Origin of the sequence: Aneurinibacillus soli, from assembly GCF_002355375.1 — a bacterium.
Taxonomy (GTDB): domain Bacteria; phylum Bacillota; class Bacilli; order Aneurinibacillales; family Aneurinibacillaceae; genus Aneurinibacillus; species Aneurinibacillus soli.
The window spans coordinates 803,663-820,812 of record NZ_AP017312.1; the positions used below are offsets into that span (position 1 = coordinate 803,663).

General features: G+C 46.3%; 19 protein-coding genes and 1 tRNA gene. 16 read left to right on the forward strand and 4 right to left on the reverse strand.

Annotation, left to right across the window (positions count from 1 at the left end; all coding sequences use genetic code 11):
* Nucleotides 1-27: 27 nt before the first annotated feature.
* From cyoE to CB4_RS04080, 3 genes are all read left to right on the forward strand, one after another.
* Nucleotides 28-963 (forward strand): heme o synthase, encoded by a 936-nt coding sequence (gene cyoE, locus CB4_RS04070; RefSeq protein WP_096463701.1) that lies wholly within the window; start codon nt 28-30, stop codon nt 961-963.
* On the forward strand, nt 950-1,576 hold the full coding sequence (locus CB4_RS04075; protein WP_231956138.1) for an SCO family protein: 627 nt from the start codon (nt 950-952) through the stop codon (nt 1,574-1,576). Before cyoE ends, CB4_RS04075 begins: the two co-directional genes overlap by 14 nt.
* A gap of 118 nt (nt 1,577-1,694) precedes the next feature.
* On the forward strand, nt 1,695-2,609 hold the full coding sequence (locus CB4_RS04080) for a 50S ribosomal protein L11 methyltransferase (protein WP_096463703.1): 915 nt from the start codon (nt 1,695-1,697) through the stop codon (nt 2,607-2,609).
* A gap of 64 nt (nt 2,610-2,673) precedes the next feature.
* On the opposite strand, the gene CB4_RS04085 is transcribed toward CB4_RS04080, so the two are convergent.
* The gene (locus tag CB4_RS04085; protein ID WP_157737780.1) at nt 2,674-3,117 is read right to left on the reverse strand and encodes a PilZ domain-containing protein; all 444 of its coding nucleotides are present in this window, start codon (nt 3,115-3,117) and stop codon (nt 2,674-2,676) included.
* Nucleotides 3,118-3,259: 142 nt separating this feature from the next.
* Here CB4_RS04085 and CB4_RS04090 point away from each other — a divergent pair.
* From CB4_RS04090 to CB4_RS21405, 4 genes are all read left to right on the forward strand, one after another.
* Nucleotides 3,260-3,346 (forward strand) — tRNA-Leu (locus tag CB4_RS04090).
* Between the two features lie 82 nt (nt 3,347-3,428).
* A complete protein-coding gene (locus CB4_RS04095; protein WP_096463705.1) occupies nt 3,429-4,673 on the forward strand; it encodes a PucR family transcriptional regulator in 1,245 nt (414 codons plus the stop codon).
* Nucleotides 4,674-4,882: 209 nt separating this feature from the next.
* The gene (gene ald / locus CB4_RS04100; protein ID WP_096463706.1) at nt 4,883-6,013 is read left to right on the forward strand and encodes an alanine dehydrogenase; all 1,131 of its coding nucleotides are present in this window, start codon (nt 4,883-4,885) and stop codon (nt 6,011-6,013) included.
* A gap of 268 nt (nt 6,014-6,281) precedes the next feature.
* The gene (locus tag CB4_RS21405; RefSeq protein ID WP_096463707.1) at nt 6,282-6,599 is read left to right on the forward strand and encodes a hypothetical protein; all 318 of its coding nucleotides are present in this window, start codon (nt 6,282-6,284) and stop codon (nt 6,597-6,599) included.
* A gap of 53 nt (nt 6,600-6,652) precedes the next feature.
* Here CB4_RS21405 and CB4_RS04110 read toward each other — a convergent pair whose 3' ends face one another.
* Complete coding sequence (locus CB4_RS04110) at nt 6,653-6,970, reverse strand: hypothetical protein (protein ID WP_096463708.1); 318 nt, start codon at nt 6,968-6,970, stop codon at nt 6,653-6,655.
* A gap of 128 nt (nt 6,971-7,098) precedes the next feature.
* Between CB4_RS04110 and CB4_RS04115 the strand changes: the two genes are divergently transcribed.
* Both CB4_RS04115 and CB4_RS04120 read left to right on the forward strand, forming a co-directional pair.
* Nucleotides 7,099-7,389, forward strand: coding sequence for a hypothetical protein (locus CB4_RS04115; RefSeq protein ID WP_231956139.1), 291 nt, complete (start codon nt 7,099-7,101; stop codon nt 7,387-7,389).
* Nucleotides 7,390-7,561: 172 nt separating this feature from the next.
* On the forward strand, nt 7,562-7,783 hold the full coding sequence (locus CB4_RS04120; RefSeq protein WP_096463709.1) for a hypothetical protein: 222 nt from the start codon (nt 7,562-7,564) through the stop codon (nt 7,781-7,783).
* Between the two features lie 7 nt (nt 7,784-7,790).
* Here the strand turns inward: CB4_RS04120 and CB4_RS04125 are convergent, their stop codons facing one another.
* Nucleotides 7,791-8,372, reverse strand: coding sequence for a DUF502 domain-containing protein (locus CB4_RS04125; RefSeq protein WP_096463710.1), 582 nt, complete (start codon nt 8,370-8,372; stop codon nt 7,791-7,793).
* A gap of 151 nt (nt 8,373-8,523) precedes the next feature.
* Here CB4_RS04125 and CB4_RS04130 point away from each other — a divergent pair, with 151 nt between their 5' ends.
* The 7 genes from CB4_RS04130 (at nt 8,524) to CB4_RS04160 (ending at nt 16,262) form a co-directional block, all read left to right on the forward strand.
* Nucleotides 8,524-9,579 carry an HD-GYP domain-containing protein gene (locus CB4_RS04130; RefSeq protein ID WP_096463711.1) on the forward strand — a complete coding sequence of 352 codons (1,056 nt, stop codon included), beginning with the start codon at nt 8,524-8,526 and terminating at the stop codon, nt 9,577-9,579.
* A gap of 73 nt (nt 9,580-9,652) precedes the next feature.
* Entirely contained in the window at nt 9,653-10,453 is an 801-nt protein-coding gene (locus CB4_RS04135) for an ABC transporter ATP-binding protein (RefSeq protein WP_096463712.1), read from the forward strand.
* A complete protein-coding gene (locus CB4_RS04140) occupies nt 10,446-11,816 on the forward strand; it encodes an FAD-binding oxidoreductase (protein WP_096463713.1) in 1,371 nt (456 codons plus the stop codon). The genes CB4_RS04135 and CB4_RS04140 overlap by 8 nt, the downstream gene beginning before the upstream one ends.
* Before the next feature lie 71 nt (nt 11,817-11,887).
* Entirely contained in the window at nt 11,888-12,931 is a 1,044-nt protein-coding gene (locus tag CB4_RS04145; protein WP_231956140.1) for an ABC transporter substrate-binding protein, read from the forward strand.
* 123 nt (nt 12,932-13,054) lie between these two features.
* Nucleotides 13,055-13,558, forward strand: coding sequence for an NfeD family protein (locus CB4_RS04150; RefSeq protein ID WP_096463714.1), 504 nt, complete (start codon nt 13,055-13,057; stop codon nt 13,556-13,558).
* Nucleotides 13,559-13,570: 12 nt separating this feature from the next.
* Nucleotides 13,571-15,076, forward strand: a complete 1,506-nt coding sequence (locus CB4_RS04155) for a flotillin lipid rafts scaffold protein FloT (protein ID WP_096463715.1) — start codon at nt 13,571-13,573, stop codon at nt 15,074-15,076.
* Between the two features lie 124 nt (nt 15,077-15,200).
* Complete coding sequence (locus tag CB4_RS04160; RefSeq protein ID WP_096463716.1) at nt 15,201-16,262, forward strand: DHH family phosphoesterase; 1,062 nt, start codon at nt 15,201-15,203, stop codon at nt 16,260-16,262.
* 53 nt (nt 16,263-16,315) lie between these two features.
* Here CB4_RS04160 and CB4_RS04165 read toward each other — a convergent pair whose 3' ends face one another.
* Nucleotides 16,316-16,969 (reverse strand): 3D domain-containing protein, encoded by a 654-nt coding sequence (locus CB4_RS04165; RefSeq protein WP_096463717.1) that lies wholly within the window; start codon nt 16,967-16,969, stop codon nt 16,316-16,318.
* Nucleotides 16,970-17,150: the final 181 nt, after the last annotated feature.

A 17,150-nucleotide genomic window follows, 5' to 3' on the forward strand; every position in this document is an offset into this window, starting at 1 on the left:
CGAGTAATTTATTTAAGGAGGGATATTGTGGGAACTCCTATCTCAGAAATTAAATCAGCAGAATATGAAAATACGACGGGGGCTGTACAGGGAGAACCAATGACTTTAAAAGAAACAATACGTGAATATGTTGGGGTTACAAAAGTTGGGATTACGATCTCGAACTTAATGACACTGTTTGCTGGCTTGTGGCTGGCAGCGGATGGACCGCTACCGCTCTCGATCACGCTTCTAACTGCGCTTGGCTCATCTTTCATTATTATGTCCGGGACGTCATTAAATAACTACCTTGACCGTGATCTGGATCGCCATATGGAGCGTACGAAAAGTCGTGCGCTAGTAGAAGGACGCTTGAAACCACAAAATGTTATGCGTCTGGGATTGATTCTTGGTGTGCTCGGTTCTTTGATGCTTCTCTCCGTTAATGCGCTTTGTGCAGTGCTTGGGCTTGTCGCATTGTTCTTCTATGTTGTTGTGTATACGATGTGGACGAAGCGTACGACAACATTGAACACGCTAGTAGGTGCAGTATCCGGGGCTATGCCACCAGTTATGGGCTATACGGCAATTAGTGGAACGCTTGATCTGACTGCGTGGATTTTGTTTTTCTTCATGTTTATCTGGCAGTGTCCGCACTTTCTGGCACTTGCTATGCGTCGGGCGAATGATTACCGCAGTGCTGGGTTCCAGATGATGCCAGCTGTATACGGATTCCGTGTTACCAAAAATCATATTCTTAGCTATACGATTGCCCTTGTCCCGATCTCTCTTATGCTGTATATGGTAGGAGAAGTCGGCAAAGTGTATCTTGTAGCAATGAGTATACTTGGCTTTGGCTATCTCTTATTGAACTTCTCCGGACTGTTTGCGAAAGATGATATCAAATTTGGTCGTCGCTCGTTTACGTATTCCATTATTTATCTGACCTTGTTCTGTTTGTTTGTTATGATTGACCGGGTATAAGATGGTTTCGTCCGGGAAGCGGGAGTGGGTTACGTGGTTTGTTGCGGCGTTGTTGCTTGTCGTTTGTGGACTGATCGGCTGGAAGTTGTGGTGGGGAAGCAGCACGTTACCTGTCGTGGACCGCGCCCCTAATTTTACGCTTACAGACATGTATGGCCGTACGGTGCCGCTTCGCGAATCGGATGGAAAAGTGCGAATCGTATCGTTTCACTACACGCGCTGCCCGGACATATGCCAGGCCACCAACTTTAAACTTTTACGTCTGGCAGAGCAGCTTCGTAAGGAGAAATTGCTCGCAGAGCGAGTACTGCTGATGACCATATCATTCGATTCAAAGTATGATACTGAAGCTGTGCTTAAGCAGTATACAGACCGAACCGGAATGAAGCAGGACGGCTGGCTGTTCCTGCGCGGGAGTCAGGAGCAAACAAAGCAGGTGCTCAAAGGGTTTAAGGTGTTGGCAGAGGAACAAGATGGCGGACTGTTTATGCATTCGAATCAGTTGTTCCTGCTTGATGGTAGCCAGAATATTCGTGCGGTGTACCGCATGGGAAGCGAGTTGGATACCGATGCGATGCTCGCTGATATTCATGCGCTGCTAGAGGATAAATAAGCAACAGGCTGTCCGGAGGAACGGGCAGCCTTTTTTTCTGTCGGGGCTACCTCCTGCGGTTGCATCGCTCCTGCTAGGTTTGATAAAGTCAGAGATTAGAAAGTAAAGGAGGAAGACGATGAACTGGATTGAATACCAGCTCCGGTTTCCGTTCCAGACGGATGAGGAGTCAGTGATGTACATGCTTGGAGAAATGGGGTTTGAGAATAGCTGGATTGACAGCCCGGTTGACATTATTCAAATTCCAGATGGATATGATTACGCGGTTAAAGAAGCGGATAGCACAATCATTACATATGAGTCGGTACAATGTTCGAAAGAAGAGCTGGCTGCTTATGCGGAAAAGTCATTGGCACGTATCCGTGAAGAGTTCATGCCAACCGGTCTGATCGAGGTAATATGGAAAGAGCCGGAATTGCAGCATGTGGATGATTGGAAAGAACATTTTACGGTTGAAGTGGTGTCAGATGAGCTTGTATTAGTCCCGCTCTGGCTACAGGAAGAGGCAGAGAAATATTCGCAACCGTATAAGCTGCTTATAGAGCCAGGTGGCGCATTCGGGACTGGCAAGCATGGCACAACGAAAAGTTGCCTTCGTGTGATTGAAGAACTGGATACAGCAGGCAAAGCAGTGATCGATATTGGAGCTGGTTCTGGTATTCTCGGCGTATACTGCATCATGCGCGGAGCGGGGCATGTGCTAGCAATTGATATTAACCCGTCCTCACCATCAGAGATTGGATATCTTGCGGAGTTGAACAACGTACCTTCTCCGGAGGTATTTGTCGGAGATGGGAACTGTCTGGAAGGAGAAAGCATGTATGATATTCTGCTTATTAACATTGGGGGGGAAGAGGCTATTCGGCAGGTTGCTACGTGTCGTCGCTTGCTGAAAGCAGGTGGAGTGGCCGTCGTCTCGGGTATTGTAGAATGGGCAGAAGCTGATGTGATACAGGAATATGAAGCACGCGGCTTTATCCTGTGTGAGCGCAGGGCAGATGAGGAATGGCTGACGCTTCGCTTTGATGCGTAACAGCCAAAACATACAAACAAAATAAAAAAGCAAGCTTGAGAATAAGCTCGCTTTTTTATTTTGTTCAAGAAGAAGGGGTGAATTTTTTTATAGAAGTAATTTCTTCCGTTGTTGCAAAGCGGCAGCTTGGACTAAGTGGGGAACGTCGTAGCCGAACTTCAAGCTGGTGAAGTATGCTGGTTATGTTGGGGAATTGTTCGTTATCGATCGTAAACTGGACTCCGTATTCTTGAAGTCCGGTTTCACTGCTTTTTTTCCAGACAATATAACCAGGAAACTTAACCATCTGATTCAGGATTGTTGTCTCGAATTCCAGAATAATTTGTGGTGTGACTGGAAGGAGAACATTGGAGGTGAAGCGAAGTCCGCCCGCACTAATGTCCTCGATCAACACATTTGCACTTCCTGTTTCAATTGCATTTTCTTTTACACGGATAATTGTTACATCCGAGATAAGTGGATTTTTAAGTGTAAGACGGAAAAACTGTCGTTTTTCCTGGTCTTTCATAACCCTCACTTCCTTGTTGTCGATGTTCTGCTTGACCATTATTACAAAGTTATGCTATCATTTTTTTGCAGATGGTTACTATATCTTACGTAGTACATTACTATATTACCATCGTTTTTGAATTTTTTGTGTATTTTTTTATGCGAGTGTGGCGGAATTGGCAGACGCGCTAGATTCAGGTTCTAGTGGGGGCAACCCCGTGGAGGTTCAAGTCCTCTCATTCGCACCATATATACTACAGTCAAGTCGCCGCTGTGCGGCTTTTTTTCGTATACAGGATTCAAGCGAAACTGGAAGAAAGAAGGGGTGCAATGGACGTGTTCGGAGAGTTTGCGGATTTGATGGAGCTGGCAGATTTGATTGCAGAACGGCTGGAGAATCCGATTACGATTGAGGATATGAATCATCATGTAGTGGCGTATAGTATGCATGATGATGCAACGGATCCAGTCCGCATTCAGACGATCATGAAGCGTAAAGTTCCAGAAAGTGTGCTTGTCCGCTTCTGGAAAGACGGGGTGATTCAGGCGCTTATGCATAGTGATGACCCGGTGAGAATTCCGGCAGCTCGTGATGTAGGCCTCGATAGTCGCGTTGCGGTCTCCATCCGGCGTGGAACAGAGGTGTTCGGCTACATCTGGGTACAGGAAGCGAACCGCACACTGGAAGACGCGGATTTGATCGTATTAAAGCAGGCAGCTCGCCTGGCATTGCCGGGGCTTCTGCATCGGAAGAATCGGTATGAACAAAACGAAGGAAAGCGGAAGCAGCTACTCTGGCGTTTGCTGTCTCGCAGTAGGGAAACAGACAGTCGGGCAGTCGAGAAGGAGGCACACGAGCTGGGGGTGTCACTTTCGGGAGTGCTGGAGGTGCTTGTATTTGAAGCCAGCTGTTCGGAGGGTGTCTGGGAGCGGATGCAAAAGGAGTTAGCTTACTTGCTTGAGCATCTTGGAGATTTTTTTGTATTTCGTCAGCTTCTGCTCTGGACGTTTGACGGTAGACATCTTATTGTGCTTGCGGGTATGCATGCGGGGGAAGAAAAACAGATGCACGAAGCAAGCCGTGTGTTTGTGAATGAGCTGCAGACGCGACTGACTCGGAGATTCGGCCAGGAATACCTGGCAGCGGGACACGGGAATCCAGTCCTGCAGTTGGGCGATATATGGCGCAGCTACCAGCAGGCGCTGGAGGTGCTGCACCTTAAGAACTGCTTTCCGATCGAACTTGCCGGGGCAGTGGGCTACAGTGAATTGGGCATATATCGTTTGTTTCCGAAGATGAAGCAGTGGAATGAGGAGCAGGGCTACCAGAATGATAAATTGGTACGGCTTGTGACATACGATCAGCAGAATCAGAGCAACCTAGTGGAAACATTGGATGTATTCCTGCGTGTAGCAGGTAAGGTAAATACAGCTGCACAGCAACTTCATATCCATCCGAATACCCTTGCATACCGATTGAAGCGCATCAGTGAGGTCGGAGGCATTGACTTGCAGGATGCAAACGATAGGGTAACCCTGTTTCTTGATTTGCAGGTGCAGAGGTACCAACAGTAGGAATGAGCGATCCCCTTTGTTTATGACGAAGGAGATCGCTTTTTTTACATAAAGCAGGGCAGTTTGCATACTCTATATTTGTGGAAATCTACAAATAAGATGAGATAATTTTTAGTTTTCCGACAAAGAAAAAAGATCAAAAAGTCAATACAATAAACATACAAAAGATATGCATTTGATTTGGTCAACAACAAAGGAGGTTCTAAGAGATGATAATCGGAGTTCCAAAAGAAATTAAAAATAATGAAAATCGTGTAGCAATCACACCAGCAGGCGTAGCGGCATTTATTCACGCGGGACATCAAGTTGTAATCGAGACACAGGCAGGTATCGGAAGCGGGTTTACAGATGAGCAGTACGTACAAGAAGGTGCTACAATCGTGGCGGTGGCAAAAGAAGCGTGGGCTGCCGACATGGTGATGAAAGTAAAGGAGCCGATTACAGAAGAATATACCTATTTCCGTGAAGGATTGGTATTATTCACATACCTTCACCTGGCTCCTGAGCCAGAGTTGACCAAAGCGCTGGTGGAAAAGAAAGTAACAGCTATCGCATATGAAACAATTCAACTCGATAATGGTGCGCTGCCGCTTCTGACACCAATGAGTGAAGTTGCGGGCCGCATGTCTGTACAGATTGGTGCACAGTTCCTGGAGAAATCCAAGGGTGGCAAAGGTGTTTTGCTGGCTGGTGTACCGGGCGTGGAAGCTGGACGTGTGACCGTTGTAGGTGGAGGGATTGTGGGAGCGAATGCGGCCAAAATTGCACTTGGCATGGGCGCGAAAGTAACTCTGCTTGACATCAACCCGGATCGACTGCGTGAACTGGACGATATTTTCCAGGGACGTATTCAGACATTGATGTCTAATCGTTACAATATCGCCAAGGCTGTGAAAGAAGCAGATCTTCTAATTGGTGCTGTTCTTGTGCCAGGGGCGCGCGCGCCGCGCCTTGTGAGCGAAGAGATGGTGAAAGAGATGGAGCCAGGGTCTGTTATCGTCGATGTAGCTATTGATCAAGGTGGTTCCATCGAAACAATTGACCGTGTGACAACACACAGTGAACCGACCTATGTAAAACATGGCGTTGTCCATTATGCAGTAGCTAACATGCCGGGTGCAGTAGCCCGTACATCTACACTGGCACTTACCAATGTTACAATCCCGTATGGTGTGCAGATCGCAACCCATGGCTACAAAAAAGCAGCACAGAATAATCGGGCACTTGCTCGCGGTATTAATGTAGTAGATGGTAAAGTGACATATAAAGCAGTTGCGGATGCGCTCGGCTATCCACATGTAGGAGTGGATACTATTTTAGATGGAAAAGTAAACGTATAATATCATACAGAAAAGCAGGTATATAGAGAAGCGCCAGGACAATCCGGCGCTTTTTTTCTTTTTCTTAAAGTGTGGAAGGATATGTTATGTTTTTTTGTAATATGATAATGGTATTTATTAGTATTTAGATACAAAAGTCACTGGATATATGAGTTCAAAGTCCTTTGCTGATTATAAATAGTTAGTATAAAGTGTATGTAGTGGAATAAAATTTTCTAATACAATTGGCTTGTAATTTGCTGAGTAAACACGAGGAGAATACAGACATATGATGTACTACATAGATGATGCAGCTGTGTTTTTATGTTCACTGCTGGTCCTAGGTGTTTTTTATAAAAATACAAAGCGTAATGAAGTTCTTTCTTTTTACTTTTGCTTTTTTGCATTCACGACATTTGTTGTGCTTTGTAATCTACGCTTTGACTTATCCATTCACGGATATTTCTGGTGTTTTTATGTTGCTCAGAGTCTATATGTTCTGCCGCTTCTCCTGAAAAGACAGCAACAGAAATATCGTGTAAAAAAGGTTCGTGTGCCGGCTCCCAAGCGTAAGGTAGAAATGGAACGGCAGTCCATTGCGCAATAATAGACAAGAAACAAGGCGTCCTGTTTGGGACGCTTTTTGTTTTATATACAACGTTATAAAACAGCAAGTACGATGGACGTACCGAGAAGCCAGGAAAGGCACAGAACAGAAAGTGTGAGAGAAGCGTAGGCAGCCTGCGTCAAAGTAGAGGGTTCGAGATTTTTTTTTCTGAGGATGTTGACGGTGTGGAAGGCCAGTGCAAGTGCAGTAAGGCCAGCTCCCCACTTCAATATTACCGTTACATAATAAAATCCGGTGAACGTCAGGAGAAAAGATGCGACAGAGAAAATGAGTGCGCTAAACACAAGGCCGAGGCTGATAATGGTACGGTTGGATAGCATTTTTTCCTGCTGATCAATGGTACTCATCATAATAGACCCTCCTTTTTTCTTTATATATCAATTTTTACTCTGTGCCTAGAAAATGAATGTGCTATACAAACGCCGGGGAAACATGGGAGAATAAAACGATAGAACAGGAAGCGAGGAGGAATGTACAAGTGAGCGGGTTAGCTCGATTCGGACTCATAGCGCTACTCTGTACAGCGTTGCGATTCAGTCTGGGTGAACATACGATCAGTTTTTTATGGTTTTTCGTGTTGTACTTTCCGTTTATCAATTGGAGTGTGTACTGGATGATGCTTGCGATCCGGACAGGAATCAATCGCCTAGCTCGTTGTGAGGAAGTTACCGTTCCCAAGCTACGGGCATTCTATACATGGTATTTGAACATTCCAGGGGCATGTGCACTTGCGGAAGTGATCTATCAAGGCTATTTGTACAATCGCTGATTCGTAGCATACAATACACTTTTTTTGGCTTACTTACATATACTGAGGCAAATGCGTGCATAGGTAAGACGATTCATTTTAACAAAACATTAACGCTGCTTTATTATATGTATTCACATTGGTTCGGTATGATGAAAAAATGTGGATTTGGTAAACAAAGGGAGTGTGCAGCATGAAAAGAACATGTGAGAACTGCTGGTGGGTATGCCCGAATCGAAAAGCGTGCGTATTTCCGGTAGAGTTAAAGCGGCTGGGAACAGAAGCGAATGTTGGATCTGTCTGCTGGGGATGGAGACCTACAGAAAAAGAGGAAAAGCACGCTTATATGGAGAAGTATGGCAGAGAGATTGATCGGATCGGAATTCTCCCTGCCATAGGCCCGCTGTCATTGTAGAGGAAGACTAGCGGGAAGGTTGCTCAGATTTAAGGGCTACACCGGCTGTTAGACAGAAGCGCATCGCTTCTTCTACTGGTATATCGATAAACGTAACAAGCTCGCGCGGATATAGACGGAGCTCTCCACTTACCTGAAGCGCGTGCGGAACGTATACGGCAACATGGGAAGAATCAAGTTCAAAGGCAGTTACATCCTCGGACGTAAGAAAGCCGATTCGCTTTCCGCCGTCTTCGTGTGTAAGAAGGACAACCTGGGAAAAGGAACGTTTGTCTCCAATTAGAGAGTGTACCGTATCCTTAATCATACTGTAGACGGTCTTGAGTCCGGGGAAACGAGCGATTATCCTCTCAGTCCATTCAAGCAGCTTGCGGCTGAGCCAGAGTTGGCTGGTGAATCCGGTTAGTGCAATCAGACTGAGTGTCAGAATGAGACCGAGTCCTGTGACATGCGGCAGATGTAAATAGACAAGAACTTTTTTCCCAAGGCTATCAACAAATGTAAATAATGAAAAGAAAATATAGGCGGTAGCTCCAATTGGAGTCAGAACAAGCAGGCCGTTTAGGAACCAGCGAATTAATCGTTTCATATCGTACTAACCCTCCATTATGTAGTCCATCTTCTAGCATACCATGATGTGTCTGTCTCAGATAGCCAGATAAAATAGGGCATCACGAAGGATTTTGTTGCGATATAATAGCAATAATGGATAACCTAGTAAGGCAAAGGGGAGAAAAAGGATGCGCCAGGTCAGTCTGGAAAGTGTAGAGGCAGGACAGGTGCTTGCAAAAAGCATCTATACTAGTGATGGACGAACATTGTTAAATCAAGGTGTGCTGCTAACGCCTGGAATGATTAACAAGTTATATCGAATTGGTGTTACGATGATATATATTAAAGACGAGCGATTTGATGATATCAAAATGGAGGATGTCGTATCGGAAGAAACACGCCGCGAAGCCATCTCCAATGTTGCAAACGTGCTCCAATGTGTTCAGACCGGCAAGGATTTTGACACGCGTACGGTTTCAAAAACGATGGGGACGATTGTAGATGAGATCTTCCAACAAAAAAATGTGCTGTTGAATCTAAATGACATTCGCACACAGGACAATCATCTATTTATTCATTCTATGAATGTATGCATTATGTCTTGTGTGATTGGGATGCAGCTCGGCTACAATACAACAAAGCTTAAAGAACTTGCTCTTGGTGCTTTGCTTCATGATGTAGGCAAAGTCGTGATGCCGGATGATCCGCTTCGTAAGACAAAAGAAGGGGACCATCACGCGTGGATCGGATTTAATGTGCTCCGCAAAAAACATGAAGTGAGTCTGGCGACGGCGCATATCGCGCTGCAACACCATGAGCATGTAGATGGGCAAGGCGAGCCGCGTGCGATTGCAGGCGTAGATATTCATGAATATGCCAAAATCGTAGCGATAACGAATTTCTATGATAATCTACTCTCTGAATTTTCAACAGATCAGCCGACGATGACGCCGTATGAAGCGGCAGAATTTATTATGGGACTGGCAGGCAAACGCTTTGACCATGAGATGGTGATTCAGTTTTTACGATCGATTGCCTTGTATCCGACAGGAGCATCTGTGCTTCTGAGCACGGAAGAGGTTGGGGTTGTAGTTGGACAACACAAAGGCTTGCCATCCCGTCCAATCGTGCGTGTTTTTAAAGAAAGCAGAGGCCAAGGCAAATATGATTATGATGATACAGAAGTAAGAGAAGTGGACCTGGGGCGGGAGACAACGGTTTTTATCGAGTCTATCTTAAAATAGTAGGTATGCCAAATAGCCACCTCTTAAAGGTGGCTATTTGGCATACAAAACTACAATGAAGAAGGAGAGCGACATGATTATTGATCTTCAGGGCGTAATATGGAAGCGGGAGCAAAAATGTATTCTGAATAATGTGACATGGCGGGTGAAGCCAGGCGAGCACTGGGCCGTCATGGGGCTCAATGGCTCCGGGAAAACATCGTTGCTCAATATTATTAACGGGTATATGTGGCCCTCTAAAGGAAGCGTCAGTGTACTGGGGAAAAAATTCGGAACGTATGATTTGCGCAAGCTGCGCCATTCCATCGGCTGGGTCAGCACATCCATGCAGGAGAAGCTGTATAAGACGGAAACAGTCGAACATATCGTACTGAGTGGACTCGATGCCTCGATGGGACTTCTATATGAGAAACCAGGGGCAGAAGCGTATGAAAGAGCGCATGTATTGCTTGAAGAGCTTGGATGTGACGCGATGGCACAGCGGCTGTACGAAACACTTTCGCAAGGAGAGAAGCAGCGTGTGCTCATTGCACGAGCACTGATGGCACAACCGAAGCTGCTCATTCTTGATGAACCGGCTACTGGACTTGATGTATTCGCCAGAGAACAGTTACTACAAACAGTGGAGCACATGGGCAAGCGCCCGGATGGTCCGACTTTGATTTATGTGACGCATCATCCAGAAGAGATTATGCCCATATTCAGTCACGTATTGTTGCTGAAACAGGGAGAGGTATTCCGGGCTGGGCAGACAGCTGATATTTTGACGTCTGAGACGATGTCGGCATTTTTTGATACAGCAGTTGAAATCGCGTGGCGCGGCGATCGGCCGTGGCTTACGCTTTGCCAGGAGGAGAGAGAGAGTAATGAATGAGAGAATGATAAAAGAGTTGCAGGAGTTGCTGTCACCCGAACAAGTAAGTGTAAACTCGACTGTGCTTGAGCAGCATGCCAAGGACGAATCCCATCATCCCTCCCATTTGCCGGATGTAGTGGTGTTTCCGACTTGCACAGAAGACGTGAGTCGGGTGCTGACATGGGCGAATGAGAATCGTGTGCCGGTTGTGCCGTTTGGAGTAGGGTCCGGGCTGGAAGGACAGGCGATTCCGTACCAGGGTGGCATCTCGCTTGATTTTCAACAGATGAATCACATTCTTGAGATTCGTGCCGAAGATATGCTGGTGCGGGTACAGCCGGGCGTAACCCGGATGCAGTTGAATCGAGAATTGAAGAAACACGGCTTGTTCTTCTCAGTTGATCCAGGAGCAGATGCGACACTTGGCGGAATGGCAGCTACGAATGCGAGTGGAACGACATCGGTGCGTTACGGTATTATGCGTGATCAAGTGCGGGACCTGGAAGTTGTGTTAGTAGATGGCCGCGTAATCCGCACAGGCGGTAAGTCGGCCAAGTCCTCATCAGGGTATCATCTGACGGGTCTGTTTGTCGGCTCGGAAGGAACATTGGGTGTGTTTACAGAGCTAACCTTGCGTTTGTATGGCATTCCGGAAGCCACGATGTCTGCGCGTGCAAGCTTTCCTGCGATCAGTGATGCGGTCAATACGGCGTATGCGATTATGGCGGCTGGTATTCCGGTAGCCCGCCTGGAGCTTGTCGATGCACGTTCCATCCGACAGGTCAACACATATAAAGGCACGACGTATCCTGAATCGGCCACGCTGTTCCTCGAATTCCATGGCAATGAGGCCGGCCTGAAACAGGATATAGCATTTGCCCGTGAACTGGCAGATGAGCAACAGTGCACTGCTTTCGTATTCGAGTCAGAATCACTCGGACAGGCAGCGCTGTGGGAGGCGCGTCATCATATGGCTTACGCGTTCATGCATGGCTATCCAGGACGGGGCATGCTAACGACAGATGTATGTGTTCCTTTGTCTGAATTGACAGGTGCCATTGCCTTTGCGGAAGAGCAGCTTGCTTCCACGGGTATGATTGGTGCGATTGTCGGACATGTCGGAGACGGAAATTTTCATACATTATTGATGATAGATAAAACAAATCCACAGGAAGTCGAACAGGCAGAGAAAGTGAATGATTATATTGTAAACTATGCGCTTGAACGGGGTGGTACATGTACAGGCGAGCATGGAGTCGGTATCGGAAAAATAAAGTATCAAGAAAAAGAGCATGGTACCGCGCTGGATGTTATGCGAAGTATGAAAGAGATGTTTGATCCGCAAAACATCCTGAATCCGGGAAAAATTTTGCCCCTTTAAATCATAAAAGAGTGTGCGTATAATTACTTATCAGAAAAATAAAATAATACACACAAAGGGGAAGTTCTACTATGATGAGAGCAAAAAAATCACTTGTCAGTATGCTACTGATGCTCATGCTCGTGTTTCTTGCTGCCTGTGGCGGCGGGGACAAGCCAGCATCGGGAGAGAAGAAGACAGATGCGAACAAAAAGCCTGTTAACATCGGGATTACCCAAATTATTGAACATCCGGCTCTCGATGCCACACGCGAAGGGTTCATTCAGGCATTAAAAGAAAATGGATATGCAGATGCTAACATTGATTTTCAATCTGCACAGGGGGATCAAAGTACAGTAGCATCGATTGCCCAAAAGTTTACAGCGGATAAGAAGGATGCGATCCTGGCAATTTCTACACCGAGTGCACAATCTTTGGTAAAAGCGACAAAAGGAACGGATATCCCGGTATTCTTCGGGGCAATTACCGATCCGATCTCAGCGAAGTTGGTAGATAACAAAGATAAGCCGGGACACAATGTCACAGGTGCTTCTGACACACATCCAGAAGCAATCAGTAAGATGTTTGAATTAATTAAGGGATTATATCCGAATACGAAAACTGTAGGCGTGATCTACAACTCAGGGGAAGCAAACTCCGTCGTGAATGTTAAGAAAGCCAAAGAGTCTATGAATGGAATGGGCATGAAGGCAATAGAAGCAAATGCTAGCAACACATCTGAAGTGAAGCAGGCAGTAGAGTCTCTTGTTGGCAAGGTTGATGTGATTTATGTACCGAAAGATAACACAGCAGTATCCGCGATTAAAACAATTGTACAAGTAAGTGAGAAAAATAAAATCCCGTTGTTCGTTGGTGAAACAGATTCTGTTCGTGCGGGTGGATTTGCTGGCTTCGGTATCGACTATAAAGACCATGGCTACCAGTTAGGCTTAATGGCAATTAAAGTTCTGAAAGGCGAAACAAAACCAGGCGATATGCCGGTTGAGTACCCGAAAGAGCTGAAATTTGTTGTTAATAAAGAAGCGGCTGCGAACGAAGGAATTGATCTGGCGAAATTCAAGCCGATTCTTGATAAATACAAAGCAACCTATGTAGAAAAAACAGAAAAGAAATAAGTATGCAAAAAGAGGACAGGCGATGGTGCCAGTCTTCTTTTTTCTTGGATAAAAGTTAAAATTTTGAAACAAAAAGACGATGTAGAACGTAAAAGAAATAACGAGGAAGAGAGGAGGAGTCTCATGATCACGCTGTACATGGGATGTCTGGTAGCAGGGGTTCTATTTGCGGTTGTCATGCTTTTGTTTGGGGACTGGCTAGATGGAATCGTGGACAGTCTTCATGTTATACAGCCAACTTCGTTGATAGTCGGACTGACTGTATTTGGTGGGGCCGGTGTGATGCTACTTCGCTACACGGAAATGGGGAGCGAGGCCGTATGTATGGCTTCCATCCTGCTTGCTATTTTTTCAGCTTTTTTCATGTACTTTCTTTATGTACGACCGATGCAGAACGCGGAGAATTCAACCGGATTCTCGATCCAGGACCTGGCGGGACGGGTGGGAGATGTCCTCACGCCGATTCCGGCTGGTGGGTATGGTGAAGTTCTGGTGCGGTTCGGCGCGGGAAATGTTGCACATACGGCAGCTGGATTGAATGGGGAAGCCATTGAGGAAGGCGCACGTGTGTTAGTAATCGAAGCAAGAGACGGTACGTTGTATGTAATCCACTATGATGAGATATGAGGGGACGAAAATATGTCAGAGTTTTTAGTAATACCAGCAATTATCGTAGTCGTGATTCTTATGGTTGGTGTTGCATTTTGGGCGCGCTACAAGACGGTAAGCCCGGATGAAGGAATGATTGTTACAGGCTCGTTTCTCGGAAGCAAAAATGTCATGACCGATGAATCCGGGCGTAGCATTAAGATTGTGCGGGGTGGAGGGGCGTTTATTTTGCCGGTTTTTCAGCAGGCGGAGTTTATTTCGCTTCTGTCGCATAAGCTTGATATCTCAACGCCAGAAGTGTATACGGAGCAGGGGGTTCCGGTTATGGCCGATGGGGTAGCCATTATCAAAATTGGCGGTTCGATTGAAGATATCTCTACCGCAGCAGAGCAGTTCCTTGGCAAACCAATTGAGGCGTTAAAAGGCGAAGCACAGGAGGTTCTCGAAGGGCATCTGCGCTCGATTCTTGGCTCTATGACGGTAGAAGAAGTATACCGCAATCGTGACCGTTTCGCACAGGAAGTACAGGGAGTGGCGGCCAAAGATTTGCGCAAGATGGGCCTGCAAATTGTTTCCTTCACGATTAAAGATGTACGGGATAAACATGGCTATCTCGATGCACTTGGTAAACCTCGAATTGCAGCAGTCAAGCGGGATGCGGATATTGCGGAAGCGGAAGCCGTGCGGGATTCGCGTATCAAAAAAGCATTAGCCGAAGAAGAAGGGCAAAAGGCAGAGCTGTTGCGTGATACGAATATTGCGGAAGCCGAGAAGTCAAAAGAGTTAAAAGTAGCCGCATTCAAGCGCGAACAGGATACGGCACGTGCTGAAGCAGATCAGGCATATTCCATTCAGGAAGCACGTGCGAAGCAGCAGGTTGTAGAAGAGCAGATGCAGGTGGAGATTGTGCGCAAAGAGCGGGAGATTGATCTCGAAGAAAAAGAGATTATCCGCCGGGAAAAGCAGTACGATTCAGAAGTAAAGAAGAAAGCGGATGCAGACCGGTATGCGGTCGAACAAGCGGCAGAAGCGGAAAAAGCCAAACAGATGCGGGAAGCCGATGCGCGTAAATATCGGATTGAAGCAGAAGCAACGGCGCTTGCCGAGCAGAAGAGGTTGGAAGGACAGGCGTTAGCCGATGCGGAACGAGCGCGTGGGACAGCGGAAGCCGAGGTCATCCGGCTGCGCGGTCTGGCGGAAGCGGAAGCGAAGGAAAAGCTTGCCGAAGCGTTCCAGAAGTTCGGCGAAGCGGCCGTGCTTGATATTATCGTGAAGATGTTGCCTGAATTAGCCGGTAAAGTAGCAGAGCCAATGAAAGGCATCGACAAGCTGACGGTAGTCGATACCGGGAACGGAGCCGGGGCGACACGGGTGAGCAATTATGTAACGTCTCTCATGGCGACAGCGCCGCAGATGGTCAAAGACGTATCGGGACTGGATCTGGGCGAGTTGATTCAGAATTTAACACGCAAAGCCCCTGTTCAGAGTGAATCAAGAGAGCTTCCAAAACCATCTGATTCATTGAATGAAGGGTAAAAATATAAAAGCGATGCACACTATCAGCGTGTACATCGCTTTTTTTGCATAGAAAAGGGTATTTTACTGATATAATGAAAGACACGGGATATATGACTGGATAGAGAGACGAAGGAGCAAACTGATGAAACAAAAATCAACAACGAGCATGCAGGATTTTCTGGCGAAGGCACAGAGTAGAGGGATTAAAGTGCAGATTAGTTCGGATGCTGCGGATGAGCTATTTACAGCGGCGCAGACAGCGAAGCGCCCTCTTCGCCGCGATAAGCCGCGTGCTGTGAAGTTGTTTACCCACAATGATACGGATGGAGTAAGCTGTGGTATTCTGGCCCGGATGGCGTTTGGCGATACGGCGCATATCGATTATTCAAATTACGATGATATTAATAACAAAGTCGCTCGTTTTTTGGACTTTCATCTGAGTAAGTATGATCTGGTTTTCATTACAGATATCTCGGTGAATGAAGAGGTGGCCGATATTATTGAGAAAATGAGCCCGTATGCGCGGGAGAAAGTTATGCTTTTGGACCACCATCAGACGGCAGAAGGACTAAATCAATACGACTGGGCTCAGGTTACAGTAGAGCAGAACGGGGTGCGGGAAAGTGGCACAACGCTTTTTTATCAGCATCTGATTACAGAGGGCTGGCTTGCGGATAGCCCGGAACTTGCCCGCTATGTTGAGATGGTGCGTCAGTATGATACGTGGGACTGGAAAGAAAATAACAATTTGCATGCCAAGCAGTTGAATGATCTGTTTTATATTCTGGGGCGGGATCGTTTTGTCAGCCGATTCACAGCGGACTGCTCACCAGATTTTACGGATTCTGAAAAAATGTTATTAGAGATTGAGCAGGAAAAAATCGAGAAGTATATCAAAGGAAAATCAAAAGACGTACAGATCCGGGATGTGAACGGCTATACAGCAGGTGTCGTATTTGCGGAGCAGTACATTTCTGAACTGGGGAATGCGCTGGCAGAAGCGAACCCGGACGTTGATTTTGTGGCGATCATTAATATGTCGCGCGTAATTAGCTATCGAACCGTTAAAGACGAGATCAACGTCGGCGACATCGCAGCCTTTTTCGGTGGTGGTGGTCATGCAAAAGCAGCGGGCAGCCCGGTGTCGAAAGAAATGAAGCAGGCTGCTGCCAGCCTGCTGTTTGAACAGATACAAGCCAAATAAAATAAAGAAAAATCCCGGCTATTGCAAAACCGGGATTTTTCTTTATACATAACTTATTCCGGGAGCTTCATCACGCGCACCTGTACATCTTTGCGTCCCCAGGCATTCGCGTCTTCTGTCGTAGCAAAGACGAGATCAATCGCGTTGCCTTTAATCGCACCACCTGTATCTTCGGCACGGCATGTACCGTAGCCTTCTACCCACAGAACAGTGCCGAGTGGGATGTAATCCGGATCAACAGCTACGATACCGGGACGCACTTTTGTTCCGAGCTTTGTTTTACCTGGCCCGGTGTAGCCGGATGCGTTAGCTGTGAATACCATGCCTTCACGAGCCTGGCGCATTTCACTGCGGGATGTTTTCTTTTTCCTCTGAGAGAGCGCTCGTTCTTTTGCTTTGCTGGATCGGGATGCGATGGTGACAATGTCAGATGGTGTGCCATAAGCTAGGCCGAGTGAAACTAATTCTTTTGCTGAGGCTTCTCCGTTTTGCAGCGGTGTCAGAAGAAATGATGTTTCGCTCTGGTGCTGCAGTTCAGTAGAAATATGTTCTCCGGTGGATTGAGGAGCTTCAGCAAGAGAATTAACCGTGTGGATAAGTAAAAACAATGCAATGACAGGGATTCCTATAAGTAAGGGCCACCTGTTTCCCTTATGACTGTGTGGCTTTCTGAATACGGACAACGACATGTTTTTTATCTTTTGCATGAAAACCTCCTCTTGTAAATAGTAGTGTTTTCTTATTTGGTTGATTATAACATAGATCGTGAAACTTGTCACATTTTTTCAGAAAATTTAAAAATATAATAAGGAATGATAGAAAAAACTACAGATGCATATGGATGCCCCGAATAAATAAATTTGGTTGTAAAGAAGCGGATTTGCTATA